This window comes from Alloalcanivorax venustensis ISO4 (assembly GCF_015356855.1).
Classification (GTDB): Bacteria; Pseudomonadota; Gammaproteobacteria; order Pseudomonadales; family Alcanivoracaceae; genus Alloalcanivorax; species Alloalcanivorax venustensis.
Genome location: NZ_ARXR01000007.1, coordinates 34,753 through 49,762, shown reverse-complemented (window position 1 = coordinate 49,762; position 15,010 = coordinate 34,753). Strand labels below are relative to the sequence as shown.

Sequence of the window (15,010 nt, the reverse complement as noted above, 5' to 3'; positions counted from 1 at the left end):
CAAGCGCCCATGCCATCAGCGCGGCCCCTCCCCCATCAGCCCGCAACACGCCCTCCCGCGCAACTATTAACTGTTAACTATTAACCATTAACTGCTCTCATGGGTCTTCCGCGAGGATCTGCTCCGCTTCTTCCTGGATCAGGCGGCGCAGCCAGCGGTGGGCGGTGTTGTGGTGCAGCAGGGGCGACCAGGCCATTTTCAGCTCGAACTCGGGGATTTCGAACGGCGGCGCCTTGATCACCAGGCGGGCGTTCTGGGCCTGCATGCGCGCCACCCGGCTGGGCAGGGTGGCGACCAGGTCGTTGTTCATCGCCAGCAGGGCCGGCATCTGGTAGTGGCGGGTGAAAATGCTGATCTTGCGGGTGCGGCCGATGCGCTGCAGGGCGTGATCGATCCAGCCCAGGCCGCCGAGTTTTTCCGGGTTCATGCCGAAGCCCACGCCGAAACCGGTTTTCGACACCCAGATGTGCTGGGCGGACAGGTAGCTGTTGAGGTCAAAGCGCCGGGCGATGGGGTTGTCGCGGTTGAGCAGGCAGGAAAACGAATCCCGCCACAGGGTCACCTGGTGGAACGAACCGGGGATCTCGTTGAACCGGTTCACCGCCATATCGACCCGGCCCTGCTCCATGTCCGGATAGCTCACGTCGGAGGGGGTGAGAAAGTCCAGCACCACGTTGGGGGCCTCTTCACGCAATCGACGCACAATATGAGGTACTAAGGTACCTTCAGCGTAATCACTGGTCATAATGCGGAACACGCGGCGGCTTTCCGCCGGCCGGAACACATCCTCGGGCGTGAACAGGGACTCCGCCTGACTGATCAGCTGACGGACCAGCGGCTGCAGTTCCAGCGCCCGGTCGGTGGCGGTCATGCCCTCGCTGGTGCGGATCAGCAGCGGGTCGCCGAACATGTGACGCAGGCGCTTGAGGCAGTTGCTCATCGCCGGCTGGGTGATGCCCAGCTGCTCGGCGGCGCGGGTTACGTTCTTCTCGCGCAACAGCACGTCCAGGTACTTGAGCAGGTTGAGATCGGCGCTGGCAATATTCATGGCGTGAATGCCCGGAGCAGAACATAAAAACGAAGGGTATACCAAACCGGTGCAAGATGTTAACCGTGTCGCTTTCTGGGCGTCCACTGGGACAGACGTATCGATTTAAAGCAAAAAAATGCGTATCGTGATGTTTTTCCCAGGGTGTAGTACGCACTATGAAACAGGCGGAACGTACCCGGTCCGAGAAGTTCGTGGTTCGCTTTCCTCTCGGTATGCGGGACTGGGTCGCCCAGGCGGCCGGCGTGAGTCACCGCAGCATGAATGCGGAGATCGTCGCGCGACTCAGGCACAGCATGGATAACTGGCCGGATCAGCTGCCCGGCGACGAGCCCGCGGTGCCGGCGGGGGACGAAGAGCGTTTCCTGCTTGACCACTTCCGCCGCCTGCCCGCCGCCAAGCGACGCGCGCTGATCGCGCTGCTGGACGGCAGCCGGCCGACTGTCTGAAAACTGACCATAGCGACGGCGCGTTCGGCGCCCGATGGTTTAGAGAGTCAAGTGTCATTACTCTAAACTTATTATGCGATGACCCGATGGTTGCGATGTCGACCGGCAGGTGAGTTGATCACGCCGGCGGTATCAGGGGGATAAAAGCAGTTGAAAAACGAACCTCAACGGACGAGTACCTTACCCAACGGCAACGACATCAGGCTGCCCTGGCACCTGCGTTTGCCCGCCCCGCTGGAGCGTGATTTCGCGGATTATTTCCGCGGCAGCGTGGCCAGCGTGACACCCTGGGCGGCGGCCAGCCTGGTGGCGCTGCTGATTCTTGCCCTGATCGTGGAATACACCATTTCGCCGGAGGCCGCCGCGGTGACCTGGCGCCCGCGGTTGTTGTGCGTGATGCTGATCGTGGCCACCGCCCTGATCGCGCGCCGGGCGGACTGGCGCCGCTGGCTGCATGTGTCCAGCCTGGCCGTGGCGTTCGCGGTGGCGCTGACCGGCAACTGGATGGGCCTTAACGTGGACCACGCCATGGCGTTCGGGCTGTTCCTGCAAACCCCGCTGGCGATACTGATGGCCTGTGTGGTGTTGCGCGTGCCCTTCCATCTGGCCGCCGTCAGCAGCCTGGCGATGCTCGGCATTCTGGTTCTGACGCTGTTCGGCAGCGACCGCGTGGACCGGGACCTGTCGCTGGTGTTGCTGCTGCTGTCGGTGGCCAGCGCCAGCATGAGTCTGTTTGGCCAGTACATCTACGAGCGCCTGCTGCGCCAGCACTTCCTGTCCGAGAACGTGCTCTTCCAGCACCGCGACGAGCTGCATTCCGCCAACCGCATCCTTGAGAACCAGGCCACCGTGGACGGTCTCACCGGCTGCCTCAACCGCCGCGGCATGGAAAACCGGCTCGACGAGGTACTGCACGGCTTCGGCCGCGGCGGCGTCTCCGAGCGCATTACCCTGGTGCTGTTCGATATCGATTTCTTCAAGCAGTACAACGACACCTACGGGCACCTGGCCGGCGACGACTGCCTGAAAACCGTGGCCTCGATCCCCCGCTCCATGGCCCAGAACAGCAAGGATTTCGTGGCCCGTTACGGCGGCGAGGAGTTCGTGGTGGTGCTGGTGGATACCAGCCTCAAGGACGCCCTGGTGTTCGCGGAACGCATGCGCACCCGCATCGAACAGCTGGGCCTGCCGCACACCGGTTCCCGGATCAGCCAGGTGGTGACCATCAGCGTCGGCGTCGCCAGCGCCGGCAACTGCGACAACGACGCCACCAATCTGATCAAGTGCGCCGACGAAGCGCTTTATCAGGCCAAGGGCGCGGGCCGCAACCGGGTGGCCTACATGAGCGACCAGGGCCGCGTGGTCACCCTCTGACGGCAAGGCGCCGGCCTAGTAGTAGGGCGAGGGGTCGTCCACGTCCAGTTGCTCCGGATCCAGGGCGGTGCGCGCGTAATCGCGCCACACGCCGGCGTCCAGAAACAAGCGGTACAGGTCCGGGTCCAGGTGCTGGTTGTCGCGCATGCGCTGCATGATGCCGAGCGCCTCGGACAGTTTGAGCGGCTCCTTGTAGGGTCGCTCGCGGGAGGTCAGCGCCTCGAACACATCGGCGATCGCCATGATCCGCGCCGGCACCGACATCTGTTCGCGGGTCAGCCCGCGCGGGAAGCCGCGCCCGTCCATACGCTCATGGTGGCCGCCGGCGTATTCCGGCACCCGGCGCAGCTTGCGCGGGAACGGCAGGGATTCGAGCATCTCCAGGGTAATGTCCATGTGCCCGTTGATAATGCGGCGCTCCTCTTCGGTGAGGGTGCCGCGCGGAATGCAGAGGTTGTTGACCTCGTCCTCGGATAACAGCGGCCGGCGCTGGCCGTGGGCGTCGATCCACACGGTTTCGGCGATACGCCGCACCCTCGCCTGGTCCTCCGGGGCCATGGATTCGCCGCCTTTATTGATACGCTCCAGAAAGGTGAGGTCATCGCTGAGGGTCTGCACCGCCTCTTCCATGCGCTCGCGGAATTCCGGCTCGCGGGCCGGCTCGGTGAGCGCGTCCCTTTCGTAGCGGCGTTCCGCTTCACTGCGCAGCACCGCGAAGCGGGCCGCCACCATTTCGATGCGGTCGTGCAGGCTGTGCAGCTTGGTGGATTTATCCAGCACCGAATCCGGCGTCGCCAGTTTGCCGCAGTCGTGCAGCCAGGCGGCCACGCTCAACTCGTACCAGCCGTCTTCGTCGAGTTCGAAGTCGGCGAAGCGGGTCTGGTCGTCACAGGCGGCGCGCGCCAGCAGCTCGGTAAGCAGGGGCACGCGCTCGCAGTGCGCGCTGGTGTGCGAACTCTTGGCGTCGATGGCGCGGGCGATCACCTTGACGAAGGCGTCGAGCAGATCCTTGAGCTCCTGAACCAGCAGCAGGTTGTTAAGGGCGATGCCGGCGTAGCCGGCCAGCGCTTCGAGCAACGCCAGCGCCGGGGCGGGGACGGCGTCGCCGTGCGGCACCCCGTCCGGATGGGGGTTCACCAGTTGCAGCACGCCCACCACCACCCCTTCGTGGTTGCGCATCGGCACCAGCAGCAGGGAATCGACCTGCCGGACCAGCAGCGGCACCAACAGCGCCAGGTCCTGCGCGTGGAAGCGGTCCGCCCCGGTGAGATGCAGCGGCTGCCCGGAGCGCGCCACGCGCACCGCCGGCCGGTGGGCGTGCTCGTCGTCCAGGGGCAGGCGGGGGCCTTCCAGGGCGCACACCGGCGCGCCGTCCGGGCCGTTGCTGCAGTGCCGGGCGCAGTCCAGCCATTCGGCGTCGCCCTCTTCACGGTACAGCCAGAGCACGCCGGCTTCGGCGCCGGCCAGCACCTGCGCCTCTTCGAGCACGGCCTCGATCAGGGGCGCCAGATCGCGCTGCTCATTGATCTGCCGGGCCACCCGTAACAGAGGCGGAAGATGGGGGTCCGGCACCCGCTGCAACTTGTTCATTCGGTTTCCCTGTCGGTTCGACGGGATAAGCATAGGCACAGGCTGTCGCCAGCGTAAAGGAACCTTGCTTGAACGTGAGAAGGCGATTGCCTACCATTCCCCGGTTCTAATGGGGGTTTTTCCCCCAGCCAACCCATTACTCGGATTCCGTGTCACCCATGAGCGTGAGCTATCGACTGCCCGACGGGGCAACTATGGAGTTTGATCAGCCGGCCTCCGCCCTGGAGATCGCCGGACGGATCAGCAAGAAACTCGCCAAACAGGCCCTGGCGGCGAAAGCCGACGGTCGTCTCACGGACGTGTACCTGCCGCTCACCGACGGCACGGAGGTGGAAATCATCACCCGTGAGCACGAAGACGCTCTGGAACTGATTCGCCACGACGCCGCCCATGTGATGGCCGAAGCGGTGCAGGAACTGTTCCCCGACACCCAGGTGACCATCGGTCCGACCATCGAAAACGGCTTTTACTACGACTTTTACCGGGAAGCGCCCTTTACCCCGGATGACCTGGGCGCGATCGAAAAGCGCATGCAGGAAATCGTACGCCGTAACGAGGATATCCGCCGTGAAGTCTGGGACCGCGACGAAGCGGTCTCTTTCTTCCTCAAGCAGGGCGAGGACTTCAAGGCCGAGATCATCCGCGACCTGCCCGCCGGCCAAGAGGTGTCCTTGTACCGCCAGGGCGATTTCATCGACCTGTGCCGCGGCCCGCACCTGCCCGCCACCAGCAAGCTCGGCGACGGCTTCAAACTGATGAAGGTGGCCGGCGCCTACTGGCGCGGCAATGCCGAAAACGCTCAGTTGCAGCGCATCTACGGCACCGCCTGGCGCGACAAGAAGGAACTCAACGCCTACCTCAAGCAGCTTGAGGAAGCGGAGAAGCGCGACCACCGCAAGCTGGCGCGGGAAATGGGCCTGTTCCATATCCAGCAGGAAGCGGTGGGCAGCATGTTCTGGCACCCCAAGGGCTGGCGTCTGCGCAAGAACCTGGAAAATTACATCCGCGACAAGATGGTCAAGTACGACTATGAAGAGGTCGCCACGCCACAGTTGATGGACCGCATCCTGTGGGAAAAATCCGGGCATTGGGACAAGTACGGCGACGACATGTTCACGGTCTGCACCCACGACGACCGGGAAATGGCGATCAAGCCGATGAACTGCCCCGGCCACGTGCAGATCTTCAACCAGGGCATCAAGAGCTACCGCGACCTGCCGATCCGCATGGGCGAGTTCACCGCGCTGTTCCGCAACGAAGCCCACGGCGCGCTGCACGGCCTGATGCGCGCCCGTTCGTTCAGCCAGGACGACGCCCATATTTTCTGCACCGAAGAGCAGATCAATCCGGAAACCGCCGGCTTTATCGAGATGCTGCGCGAGGTGTACAAGGACTTCGGCTTCGAGGAGTTCCGCATCAAGTTCTCCGACCGGCCGGAGAAGCGTGCCGGCTCCGACGCGACCTGGGACAAGGCCGAAGCGGCGCTGCGCGGCGCGGTGGAATCCCTGGGCCTGGAATGCGAGCTGAACCCGGGCGAGGGTGCCTTCTACGGCCCCAAACTGGAGTTCGTGCTGCGCGACGCCATCGGCCGGGACTGGCAGTGCGGCACCCTGCAGGTGGATTTCGTGCTGCCCGAGCGGCTGGACGCGGAATACGTGGCCGAGGACGGCTCCCGCCAGCGGCCGGTGATGCTGCACCGGGCAGTGCTCGGTTCGCTGGAACGCTTCCTGGGTATTCTGATCGAGTCCACCGCCGGCCATTTGCCGCTGTGGATGTCACCCAGCCCGGTGGTGGTGGCGACCATCACCAACGCGGTGGACGACTACGCCGCCGAGGCGGTGGCGCTGCTCAAAGCCAAGGGCATCCCGGCGGAGCTGGATACCCGCAACGAAAAAATCGGTTTCAAGGTTCGCGAGCACTCCAAGGCCAAGACCGCCCGCATCTGGGTGGTGGGCGAAAAGGAAGCGGAAGAACGCAAGGTGGCGATCCGCAGCCTGGGCTCCAAGGAGACCCAAGAGCTGGGCCTTGAAGACGCCGTGGAGCAGCTGTTTCAGGAAACCCGCGCGCCGATCTGAGGGACGCCCATGTTCAAGGACAACGAACAACAACCGGAAGGCTTCAGCGTCCCGCTCAGCGAGGCGCTGGACAACCTGGCGTTCAACGACGCCGGCCTGGTGCCGGTGATCGCGCAGCAGCACGACACCGGCGAGGTGTTGATGTTCGCCTGGATGAACCGGGCGGCGATCGAGGAAACCCTGGCCACCGGGCAAGTGTGTTACTACTCCCGCTCGCGCAAGACGCTGTGGCGCAAGGGGGAATCCTCCGGCCAGACGCAGACCCTCAAGGCACTGCGGGTGGACTGCGACGGCGACGTGCTGCTGGCCAGCGTCGAGCAGACCGGCGCGGCCTGCCACACCGGGCGGCGTGATTGCTTCTTCTGGAAACTGGACAACGACACCGCGCGCATCGATAAGTCACCGCTTGTCGATCCCAAGGACCTTTATGACCACTGACGGACCAGCATGCTGACACTGCATAACACCCTCACCGGCCACAAGGACGCGTTCCAGCCGCTCGACCCGCAACGGGTAACCCTCTATGTGTGCGGCCCGACGGTCTATAACTACGTGCACATCGGCAACGCGCGGCCGGTGGTGGTGTTCGACGTGCTCTACCGGCTGCTCTCCCGGCTGTATCCGAAGGTGGTCTACGCCCGCAATATCACCGACATCGACGACAAGATCATCACCGCCTGCGCGGAAACCGGCGAGCCGATGACCGCGCTCACCGAGCGCTTCACCGACGCCTTCCGCGAGGACATGGCGGCGCTCAATACCCTGCAGCCGGACATCGTGCCCAAGGCCACCGATCATATCGGCGAGATGACCGCCATGATCGAAACCCTGATCGCCAAGGGCCACGCCTATGAAGCGGACGGCCATGTGCTGTTCGCGGTGGAGTCGATGCCCGACTACGGCAAGCTGTCCGGCCGCAATCTGGAAGACATGCGCGCCGGCGCCCGGGTGGAAGTGGCGGACTACAAGCGCCACCCCGGCGATTTCGTGCTGTGGAAACCCAGCAGCGACGACCAGCCCGGCTGGGAATCGCCCTGGGGCCGCGGCCGGCCGGGCTGGCACATCGAGTGCTCGGCGATGATCCACAAGCATCTGGGCGATGTGATCGATATTCACGGCGGCGGCCAGGATCTGATCTTCCCGCACCACGAGAACGAAATCGCCCAGGGCTGCTGCGCCCACGGCACCGAATACGTGCGCTACTGGATGCACAACGGCTACATCAATATCGACGGCGAGAAGATGTCCAAATCCCTGGGCAACTTCCGTCTGGTGCGGGACCTGCTGGAGAAGTTTCCCGGCGAGGTGCTGCGCTTCGCGCTGCTGTCCAGCCACTACCGGTCGCCGCTCAACTTTTCCGCCGAACTGCTGGAGCAGGCGGAAAGCAGCCTGGATTCACTCTATTACGCCCTGCTCGGCCGTGGCGAAACCGTGCACGCCGACCCGGACTTCCGGCTGCCCGAGGATCACCCGGTGCTCACCGCGCTGCTCGACGACCTGAACACCTCCGAGGCGATCAGCGCCCTGCACGCCGTCGCGGCGCGCCTCAACAAGGCGGCGCTGGAAGAAAAACCGACGCTCAAAGCGGAACTGCAGGCCGCCGCGCAGCTGCTCGGTCTGCTCGAGGCCGATCCCAGCGCCTGGTTCCAGGACAAGAAAGCCGGCGACGACGGCCTCGACAACGCCACCATCGACGGCCTGGTGGCGGAACGCACCCAGGCCAAGAAAGACAAGAACTTCGCCCGCGCGGACGAAATCCGCGACCAGCTCAAGGACGCCGGCATCCAGCTCGAGGACACCCGCGAAGGCACCCGCTGGACGCGCGGCTGAGCAGACGGCGCGACCCTAGAAACGAATCCCGTCGAAGACCGCCGGCAGGTCGTCCTGGCCGGCGTTCTTGAAGCGCGGCTTCTCCAGCTGCGCCTGCAGCCCTTCCAGCGTCACCAGCGGCGCCTTGGTGGCGACCAGATTGGCCAGCCACACCGGCACCTTGCCGCCCGGGTCGACGAAGGTGCGGAATTCCACCCGCGTCCAGCCGTCGGCCAGCGGCGTCACCACGAACCGATTATCCAGCGCCGGGATGCGCACATAGCCGTCGCTGGGCGGCCGCGCGCCCTCGGCGTTGACGCTGTGCAGGGTCACGGCACCGCTTTCCGGCGCCTGGCTGACGCTGTTGTCGAGCACCACGTCGCGGTCGGACACCGGCCAGATGCCGTTGAAGCGCATATAGGTGCGCTCGCCGCCGGTGTCCGGCACCGCCTCGCTGGCCTGGACCTGGAAGATCCACTCCGGAAAGGTGTCCACGGCGGTGATCGCCGCCAGCACCGGCACCGGCCCGTGCGGCACCTCCACCACGCCGCGAAACGCCTTCACCGGGCTGTCCGGCACATCCCGGGTCCAGGTGGAGACCTGGTCGCGGGCGTCGGCCTCCCGGTTGGGTTGCCAGGATTGAGCGGCGGCGGAGACGCTGACGGCCAGGAGTAGCAGCCCTGTGCACAGGGACACAAGCGGGTTCAACACGGCGATTCCTCGGTTCGGTGAGAGACAGGCCGCTCAGTATGGGACCGCGCCGCCGGCGCACAAGCACACCGCGCTGGATTGGCCCCTTTTGCACATCACGGTGGTCACACCGGCCCGATAACCGCTATGATGCCCAGCCGACTCAACCCCTGTTATGACCGGATGCCAACGTGAAACGCCTTCTGCTGGCCGCCCTGCGTGTGTACCAGACCGTACTGAGCCCCTGGCTGGGGAATCAGTGCCGGTTCTATCCGACCTGTTCGGAGTACGCGCGTCAGGCGGTGGAAGCCCACGGCAGCCTGCGCGGTTCCGGTCTGGCGGTGAAGCGGCTGTGCAAGTGCCACCCCTGGCACCCCGGCGGCTTCGACCCGGTGCCCGGCCACCGTTGCGGGGACGCCCATGAGTGAGCGTCGCGTCTCGCGCCCACAGGGACGGTTACTGTTCGTCGCCCTGTTGCTGGTGGCGCAGACGCTGCTCGCCTGGCACGCGCCGGCGCACATTCTCGACGGCCACGACGGCCAGTCCGCGATCGTCGCCCACGACTGCGACCTGTGCGTGCAGGGCCATGGCCTGGTGGGCGTGCCCGCCCTGTTCACGCCGCCACCGGTTCTTCCCGACACCACCACGCCGCCGGCCGACGTCAGTCGCCCGGTGGCGGTGACCCCGACCAAAATCCATCCGGCGCGCGCGCCACCCCGCTTCTCCTGAACGCCAAGCACTGACTTCCCTTACAGGGCCCGACCGTGGCACAGCGCCACGGTGGCCCGTGGTTGTATTCAGGAGACAACATGAAACGCTTTACGCCCCCCATGGCGGCCGCCACCGTGGCCGCCATGGTCTGGTCCGTGGCGCCGGCCGCCGAGCCCGCGTCCACCGACACCGGCGGCCGGCTGGACGCCGTGGAAGTGTCCGCCCTGCCGCTGGGCAGCGACGCCAATCTGACGCCGGCCTCTTTCGACCTGCTTGAAGACCAGCTGCTGTTCCAGCAAAGCGAAGCCACCCTGGGCGATACCCTGGATGGCCTGCCCGGCGTGCACGCCGACACCTACGGCGGCGGCTCCGGCCGGCCGGTGATCCGCGGCCAGGCCGCGCCGCGTGTCAGCGTGCTGTCCGACGGCGCGCAGCTGTTCGATATGTCGGCGATTTCGCCGGACCACGCCACCACCGTGGAACCCATGCTGTCGCGCAAAGTGGAAGTGCTGCGCGGCCCGTCCACCCTGCTGTATGGCGGCGGCGCCATCGGCGGCGTGGTCAACGTGCTCGACAACAAGATCCCCACGCGCATGCCGGACCGGCCGGTGGAAGGCTTCGTCTCCGCCCGGGGCAACACCGTGGCCGACGAACAGGCCGGCGCCGTGGGTCTCACCACCCGCGCCGGCGACAACATCGCCATCCATGTGGAAGGCGCCCGCCGCGACGCCGATAACTACGAGGTGAACGGCTTCACCGAGCAGGAGATCGACGGCACCTGGGCGGAAAGCAACAACGCCAGCGTCGGGCTCTCATGGATCGGTGACCGGGGCTATCTGGGCATCGCCTACTCCTACCGCGGCGACCTCTACGGCCTGCCCGGCCACAGCCACGAGTTCGAGGGCTGCACCAGCAACGGCGCCAGCCTGGATTGCGCGGAAGAGGGCCATGAGCACGAGCACGGCGAAGAGGAAGCGCCGTTCGTGGACCTGGACAGCCGCCGCGTGGACCTGCGCGGTGAATACCGCCAGCCGTTCGACGGCGTGGAAGCGGTGCGCCTGCGCGCCAGCCACACGGATTACCGTCACCATGAGATCGAGGAAGGCGAAATCGGCACCAGCTTCCGCCACCGGGGCGTGGACACCCGCGTGGAGGCGGAGCACGCGCCGATCCTCGGCTGGCGCGGCACGGTGGGCACCCAGTTCACCGACGGCCAGATCGAGACCACCGGCGAAGAGGGGCTGTTGCCGAAAACCGATACCCGGGTGGCGGCCCTGTTCGCGGTGGAGCGCTACCGCTTCAACGACCAGTGGCAGCTGGAGGCCGGGGCCCGCTACGAGCACCAGGACCTGGACCCCGATGACGCTCAGCGCCCGCTGCCTTCGGTGAGCGATTCCGCCACCTCGATCTCCAGCGCGCTGACCTGGGCGTTCCGCCCGGATTACAACGTGTCGCTGTCGGTGGCGCGCTCCCAGCGTTTGCCGCAAACCCAGGAGGTCTACGCGCGCGGCGTGCATCTGGCCACCAACACCTATGAGTGCGGGCTGCTTTCCGACACCTTCACCTGCGGCGGCGCCGCCAACGACGCCGACCTGGAAACGGAGACGTCCCACAACGTGGGCCTCAATCTGCGCAAGGTGCAGGGCGATCTGACCTTCGACCTCGGCGTGTTCCACAACCGGGTTCAGGACTACATCTACGCCCGCACCCTGGATCAGATCGAGGAATTCCGCCTGATCAAGTACAGCCAGGAAGACGTGGAGTTCACCGGCGCGGAAGCGGAAGCCACCTACCAGTGGACCGACCGCTTCTCCACCACCGCCTTCGGCGACACGGTGTACGCGCAATTCGAGGACAACGGCAATGAGCTGCCGCGCATCCCGGCACAGCGGCTGGGCGCGCGCCTGAACACCTACTGGCGCGCCTTCGACGCGGAGCTGGAGTTCTACCGGGTGTTCGCCCAGGACCGCATCGCCGGCTTCGAAACCCGCACGCCGGGCCACGACATGCTCAATGCCACGGTGAGCTACACCTTCACCGGCAGCCCCCAGTACAGCGCCTTCCTGCGCGCCAGCAATCTGCTCGGCGAGGAAGTGTGGAACCACGCGTCGTTTTTGGCGCGCACGGTACCGGAACCCGGTCGCAACCTGACCGCCGGCGTGCGCCTGACCTTTTGACGCGGAACATCCACAGCAAAAAGACATTGGAGAGAGCACGATGAAACGCTCATTTTCCCCCACCGGCGCCGCCCTGCTGGCCGCGTCGGTATTGCTTGCCGCCTGCAACAACGACACCGGCAGCACCCCGCTGCCCGGCGGCGAAGACGAACACGACCACGGCGCGGAAAGCGCCGGCCGGCTGGTGTTCACCCACGCCGACGGCTCTAATTCACGGGTCTATGTGCACGACCTGGAGAGCCGCTCCACCCTGGCGGATTTCGCCCTGGTGCATCCCGCCACGGCGGTCCACAGCAGCCCGGAGCACCGCTACGCGGTGATCGTGCAGCGCGACAACGATCAGGTGGAATTCCTGGACGGCGGCGTCTACCGCCATGACGACCATGTCGACGAGGGCGATCCGGCGATGCTGCCGTTTACCCTGTCCGGCGTGCGGCCCACCCACTACCGCCACCACGGCGAGCAGGCCGCCCTGTTCTTCGACGGCGACAGCGCCAGCGCCGCCCTGAGCCAGTTCCATCTGTTCAGCGATGAGAGTCTGGAAAGCGGCGGCACCCTGGCCCATCAGACCCTGGACACCGCCCATCACGGCATCGCCGAGCCCCTCGACGGTGTGGTGCTGGCCAGCCACGCCGCCGCCAGCGGCGACGCGCCGGACGGCATCAGCGTGTTCGAGCTGCACGGCGACCACTTCCACAATGAAGGCGAGCTGGCCACGGCCTGCCCGGGCCTGCACGGCGGCGCATCCAACGGCACCTTCTCGGTGTTCGGCTGCGACGACGGCGCGCTGGTGGCCGAACTGCACGGCGACCATTTCGACGACGCCAAGATCGCGGTGGCGGAGCGCCTGGCCACGGTGGTGGGCCACCCCGATGTGGCGGAGTTCGCCGCGTTCTCCTACCCCGGCGGCAACCTCTACGCGCTGGACCCGGAAGCCGGCACCGCCACGCAGGTGGACTGGCGCGACGGCGCCGTGGACGGTGACGGCGACCCGGTCTCGGCGCTGGCACGGGGCTTTGACGGCCACGGCGAGCACCTGCTGGTTCTCGACAGCAACGGCGATCTGCACGTGCTGGAGAGCAGCGACTGGAGCCACCGCGGCAGTATCGCGGTGCTCGACAGCGTGCCCGCCAGCGGCCCGGCACCGGCACTGGCGGTGAGCGCCGCCGGCGATCAGGCCTTCGTCAGTGACCCAGCGGCGCCGGCGATCCACATCATCGACCTGGAAGCGCTGAGCCTGGAAGCGGTGCCCCTGGCATTCCCGCCCACCGGCCTGGCCTGGACCGGCGTCGGCGAGGCGCACGACCATGACGGCCACGACGATCACGATCACGACCATTAACGCCCTCCGCCCCGGCCGTCCGGCCGGGGCCTTGCGCGTCGCCTTGCGCGCTTCTTTTCACTACAATGCGTTCACGGACAGCATCCCTAATAACCATCCGCAGTAATGATCGGAGTACCCATGAAGCCTTTCCTGTTAGCCGCGAGCCTTGCGCTGCCCCTGACCCTCCTGCCCATTGCCGCCGGCGCCTCCGGCTTCGCGGGTATCGACGTTGTCAGCAGCGAAATCGAACCGGACGACGGCGGCAGCGCCGATCCCACCGCGCTGCAGTTCAAGTTCGGTACCTGGATCAACCGCAATGAAACCCTGGGCGGCGAGCTGCGCCTGGGCCTGGGTATTGATGAGGACGACCTGGGCCGTGGCACCGATGTGGAAATCGACCGCTACTACGGTGCCTATTTCCGTGGCCAGTTCCCCAACACCCTGCCAGTGCGCCCCTACGGCCTGATCGGCCTGACCCGCATGGAAACCACCGAGAACTTCCCCGGCGGCGGCTCCACCGGCGAGAACTACTCCGGCCTCTCCATCGGCCTGGGCGCCGACGTGAGCCTGACCGACGTGGTGTTCGTGAGCGTGGAATACATGCGCGCCGTGGACAGTGGCGGCGACGAAGTCACCAACCTGTCCCTGGGGCTCAACGGCCGCTTCTGAGCGCCGGCGACCCGAGGAGCGACCGCCAGGGACGGCGGTCATAAAAAAAGCCGCGCTATGCGCGGCTTTTTTTGTAGCGGCCTTACGAGCCCCGGTCAGGGAATCGGCAGGTAGCCGCCCTCCACTTCCTTGGTGGCGATGGCCACCGCGTTGTGGGCGTGCAGGCTCTCCAGGTGATTCACCCGCAGCCAGAAGTCCTGGTAGCAGGGCTGGCCGTCCAGCGCCCGCTTCAGGCGCCGCGCGGAATCCTCGCAGAACATCAGGTTCTGGCCGTTGAGCTTGGCGAATTCCTGCTCGTCGACGCGCTTCACGGCGGTCTGCACCGGCGTTTTCAGCGCGCCCTCGATGGAATCGATCAGGGCGGTGATCGGGAAGGCCTCGTCGCAGTCGGTATCCAGCAATACCCGCACCTGGGCCACGGAGCGCTGGCTGTGCGGCGTCGCCATGATGCCTTCCTCGGTGCCCAGCCACTCGAACACCTTCTCCATGTCCACGGAGCCTTCGCCCTCGAAGTCCTTGCGGAACTGCTCCTGGATCAGCTGCCGGGCCAGCGCCGCGGAGCACGGGCAGGTGGAGGAATAGGGCACTTCCACCGCCAGCTCCATGCGCATGCCGTCCGGGGCCAGGGTCGCCTTGATGGTCACCGGGTAGCTCTTCCAGCCGGAGTAGCTGCTTTTCAGCGCCGGCCGGCGCATCGAGTACTCGAAATCGAACTGCACGAAGCCCCGGTCGCTGAGGCCCTCGTGGGAGTCGAGGAAATTCTGCAACAGCTTGCGGATCGAATAGGCGCTTACCGAGTGATCGCCGAAGGTTTCCTCCAGCATCAGGTAAAGCCGGGACATGTGAATGCCCTTGGCGTCCGGGTTGGAAAGGTTCACATAGGCCTGGATGGACGTGCTCACCGGGCGTTCGCCGGCCAGGGTGTCGCTGATGCGGGCCGGCAGATGGATCTCGCTCATGCCCACCCAGTCCAGGGTGCTGTGAATGTGTTCCACCATGGAGTTCGTCGCCACATCGGGCATCGACTTGGTGGTTTCCGAACTGCTATCGCGCTTCATGGAAATCTCCGCTGGGACGGCAAAGGACGGAGCATG

General features: G+C 65.9%; 14 protein-coding genes. 10 read left to right on the top strand and 4 right to left on the bottom strand.

Annotation, left to right across the window (positions count from 1 at the left end):
- Window positions 1-97: 97 nt before the first annotated feature.
- Entirely contained in the window at window positions 98-1,048 is a 951-nt protein-coding gene (locus ISO4_RS06030) for a LysR family transcriptional regulator (protein WP_194855510.1), read from the bottom strand.
- Window positions 1,049-1,242: 194 nt separating this feature from the next.
- Here ISO4_RS06030 and ISO4_RS06025 point away from each other — a divergent pair, with 194 nt between their 5' ends.
- Both ISO4_RS06025 and ISO4_RS06020 read left to right on the top strand, forming a co-directional pair.
- A complete protein-coding gene (locus tag ISO4_RS06025; protein WP_323745343.1) occupies window positions 1,243-1,497 on the top strand; it encodes an Arc family DNA-binding protein in 255 nt (84 codons plus the stop codon).
- A gap of 150 nt (window positions 1,498-1,647) precedes the next feature.
- Window positions 1,648-2,871 (top strand): GGDEF domain-containing protein, encoded by a 1,224-nt coding sequence (locus ISO4_RS06020; RefSeq protein WP_142947356.1) that lies wholly within the window; start codon window positions 1,648-1,650, stop codon window positions 2,869-2,871.
- A gap of 15 nt (window positions 2,872-2,886) precedes the next feature.
- On the opposite strand, the gene ISO4_RS06015 is transcribed toward ISO4_RS06020, so the two are convergent.
- Complete coding sequence (locus tag ISO4_RS06015) at window positions 2,887-4,461, bottom strand: HD-GYP domain-containing protein (RefSeq protein ID WP_194855508.1); 1,575 nt, start codon at window positions 4,459-4,461, stop codon at window positions 2,887-2,889.
- A 158-nt stretch (window positions 4,462-4,619) separates the two neighbouring features.
- On the opposite strand from ISO4_RS06015, the gene thrS reads away from it, so the two are divergent.
- From thrS to cysS, 3 genes are read left to right on the top strand one after another with little or no spacing between them, the layout of a single operon-like run.
- Window positions 4,620-6,536: a threonine--tRNA ligase gene (gene thrS / locus ISO4_RS06010; protein ID WP_194855507.1), complete on the top strand. Its 1,917-nt coding sequence runs from the start codon at window positions 4,620-4,622 to the stop codon at window positions 6,534-6,536.
- A 9-nt stretch (window positions 6,537-6,545) separates the two neighbouring features.
- Complete coding sequence (hisI, locus tag ISO4_RS06005) at window positions 6,546-6,974, top strand: phosphoribosyl-AMP cyclohydrolase (RefSeq protein WP_142947359.1); 429 nt, start codon at window positions 6,546-6,548, stop codon at window positions 6,972-6,974.
- 9 nt (window positions 6,975-6,983) lie between these two features.
- Entirely contained in the window at window positions 6,984-8,366 is a 1,383-nt protein-coding gene (cysS, locus tag ISO4_RS06000; protein WP_142947360.1) for a cysteine--tRNA ligase, read from the top strand.
- Window positions 8,367-8,381: 15 nt separating this feature from the next.
- On the opposite strand, the gene ISO4_RS05995 is transcribed toward cysS, so the two are convergent.
- Entirely contained in the window at window positions 8,382-9,056 is a 675-nt protein-coding gene (locus ISO4_RS05995; RefSeq protein ID WP_255442127.1) for an START domain-containing protein, read from the bottom strand.
- A 170-nt stretch (window positions 9,057-9,226) separates the two neighbouring features.
- Here ISO4_RS05995 and yidD point away from each other — a divergent pair, with 170 nt between their 5' ends.
- From yidD to ISO4_RS05970, 5 genes are all read left to right on the top strand, one after another.
- Window positions 9,227-9,463 carry a membrane protein insertion efficiency factor YidD gene (gene yidD / locus ISO4_RS05990; protein ID WP_194855506.1) on the top strand — a complete coding sequence of 79 codons (237 nt, stop codon included), beginning with the start codon at window positions 9,227-9,229 and terminating at the stop codon, window positions 9,461-9,463.
- Window positions 9,456-9,764, top strand: coding sequence for a hypothetical protein (locus ISO4_RS05985; protein WP_194855505.1), 309 nt, complete (start codon window positions 9,456-9,458; stop codon window positions 9,762-9,764). Before yidD ends, ISO4_RS05985 begins: the two co-directional genes overlap by 8 nt.
- Window positions 9,765-9,844: 80 nt before the next feature.
- The gene (locus ISO4_RS05980) at window positions 9,845-11,923 is read left to right on the top strand and encodes a TonB-dependent receptor domain-containing protein (RefSeq protein ID WP_194855504.1); all 2,079 of its coding nucleotides are present in this window, start codon (window positions 9,845-9,847) and stop codon (window positions 11,921-11,923) included.
- 40 nt (window positions 11,924-11,963) lie between these two features.
- Window positions 11,964-13,265, top strand: a complete 1,302-nt coding sequence (locus ISO4_RS05975) for a hypothetical protein (RefSeq protein WP_194855503.1) — start codon at window positions 11,964-11,966, stop codon at window positions 13,263-13,265.
- 120 nt (window positions 13,266-13,385) lie between these two features.
- Window positions 13,386-13,916 carry an outer membrane beta-barrel protein gene (locus ISO4_RS05970; protein WP_194855502.1) on the top strand — a complete coding sequence of 177 codons (531 nt, stop codon included), beginning with the start codon at window positions 13,386-13,388 and terminating at the stop codon, window positions 13,914-13,916.
- A gap of 95 nt (window positions 13,917-14,011) precedes the next feature.
- Here the strand turns inward: ISO4_RS05970 and folE2 are convergent, their stop codons facing one another.
- The gene (gene folE2 / locus ISO4_RS05965) at window positions 14,012-14,974 is read right to left on the bottom strand and encodes a GTP cyclohydrolase FolE2 (protein WP_142947366.1); all 963 of its coding nucleotides are present in this window, start codon (window positions 14,972-14,974) and stop codon (window positions 14,012-14,014) included.
- Between the last annotated feature and the right edge of the window lie 36 nt (window positions 14,975-15,010).

What these genes read in the sequence shown, in the direction of transcription:
- ISO4_RS06030 (WP_194855510.1), bottom strand. Translation starts at nt 1,048, where the DNA reads ATGAATATTGCCAGCGCCGATCTCAACCTGCTCAAGTACCTGGACGTG.
- ISO4_RS06015 (WP_194855508.1), bottom strand. Translation starts at nt 4,461, where the DNA reads ATGAACAAGTTGCAGCGGGTGCCGGACCCCCATCTTCCGCCTCTGTTA.
- thrS (WP_194855507.1), top strand. Translation starts at nt 4,620, where the DNA reads ATGAGCGTGAGCTATCGACTGCCCGACGGGGCAACTATGGAGTTTGAT.
- hisI (WP_142947359.1), top strand. Translation starts at nt 6,546, where the DNA reads ATGTTCAAGGACAACGAACAACAACCGGAAGGCTTCAGCGTCCCGCTC.
- cysS (WP_142947360.1), top strand. Translation starts at nt 6,984, where the DNA reads ATGCTGACACTGCATAACACCCTCACCGGCCACAAGGACGCGTTCCAG.
- ISO4_RS05985 (WP_194855505.1), top strand. Translation starts at nt 9,456, where the DNA reads ATGAGTGAGCGTCGCGTCTCGCGCCCACAGGGACGGTTACTGTTCGTC.
- ISO4_RS05980 (WP_194855504.1), top strand. Translation starts at nt 9,845, where the DNA reads ATGAAACGCTTTACGCCCCCCATGGCGGCCGCCACCGTGGCCGCCATG.
- ISO4_RS05975 (WP_194855503.1), top strand. Translation starts at nt 11,964, where the DNA reads ATGAAACGCTCATTTTCCCCCACCGGCGCCGCCCTGCTGGCCGCGTCG.
- ISO4_RS05970 (WP_194855502.1), top strand. Translation starts at nt 13,386, where the DNA reads ATGAAGCCTTTCCTGTTAGCCGCGAGCCTTGCGCTGCCCCTGACCCTC.
- folE2 (WP_142947366.1), bottom strand. Translation starts at nt 14,974, where the DNA reads ATGAAGCGCGATAGCAGTTCGGAAACCACCAAGTCGATGCCCGATGTG.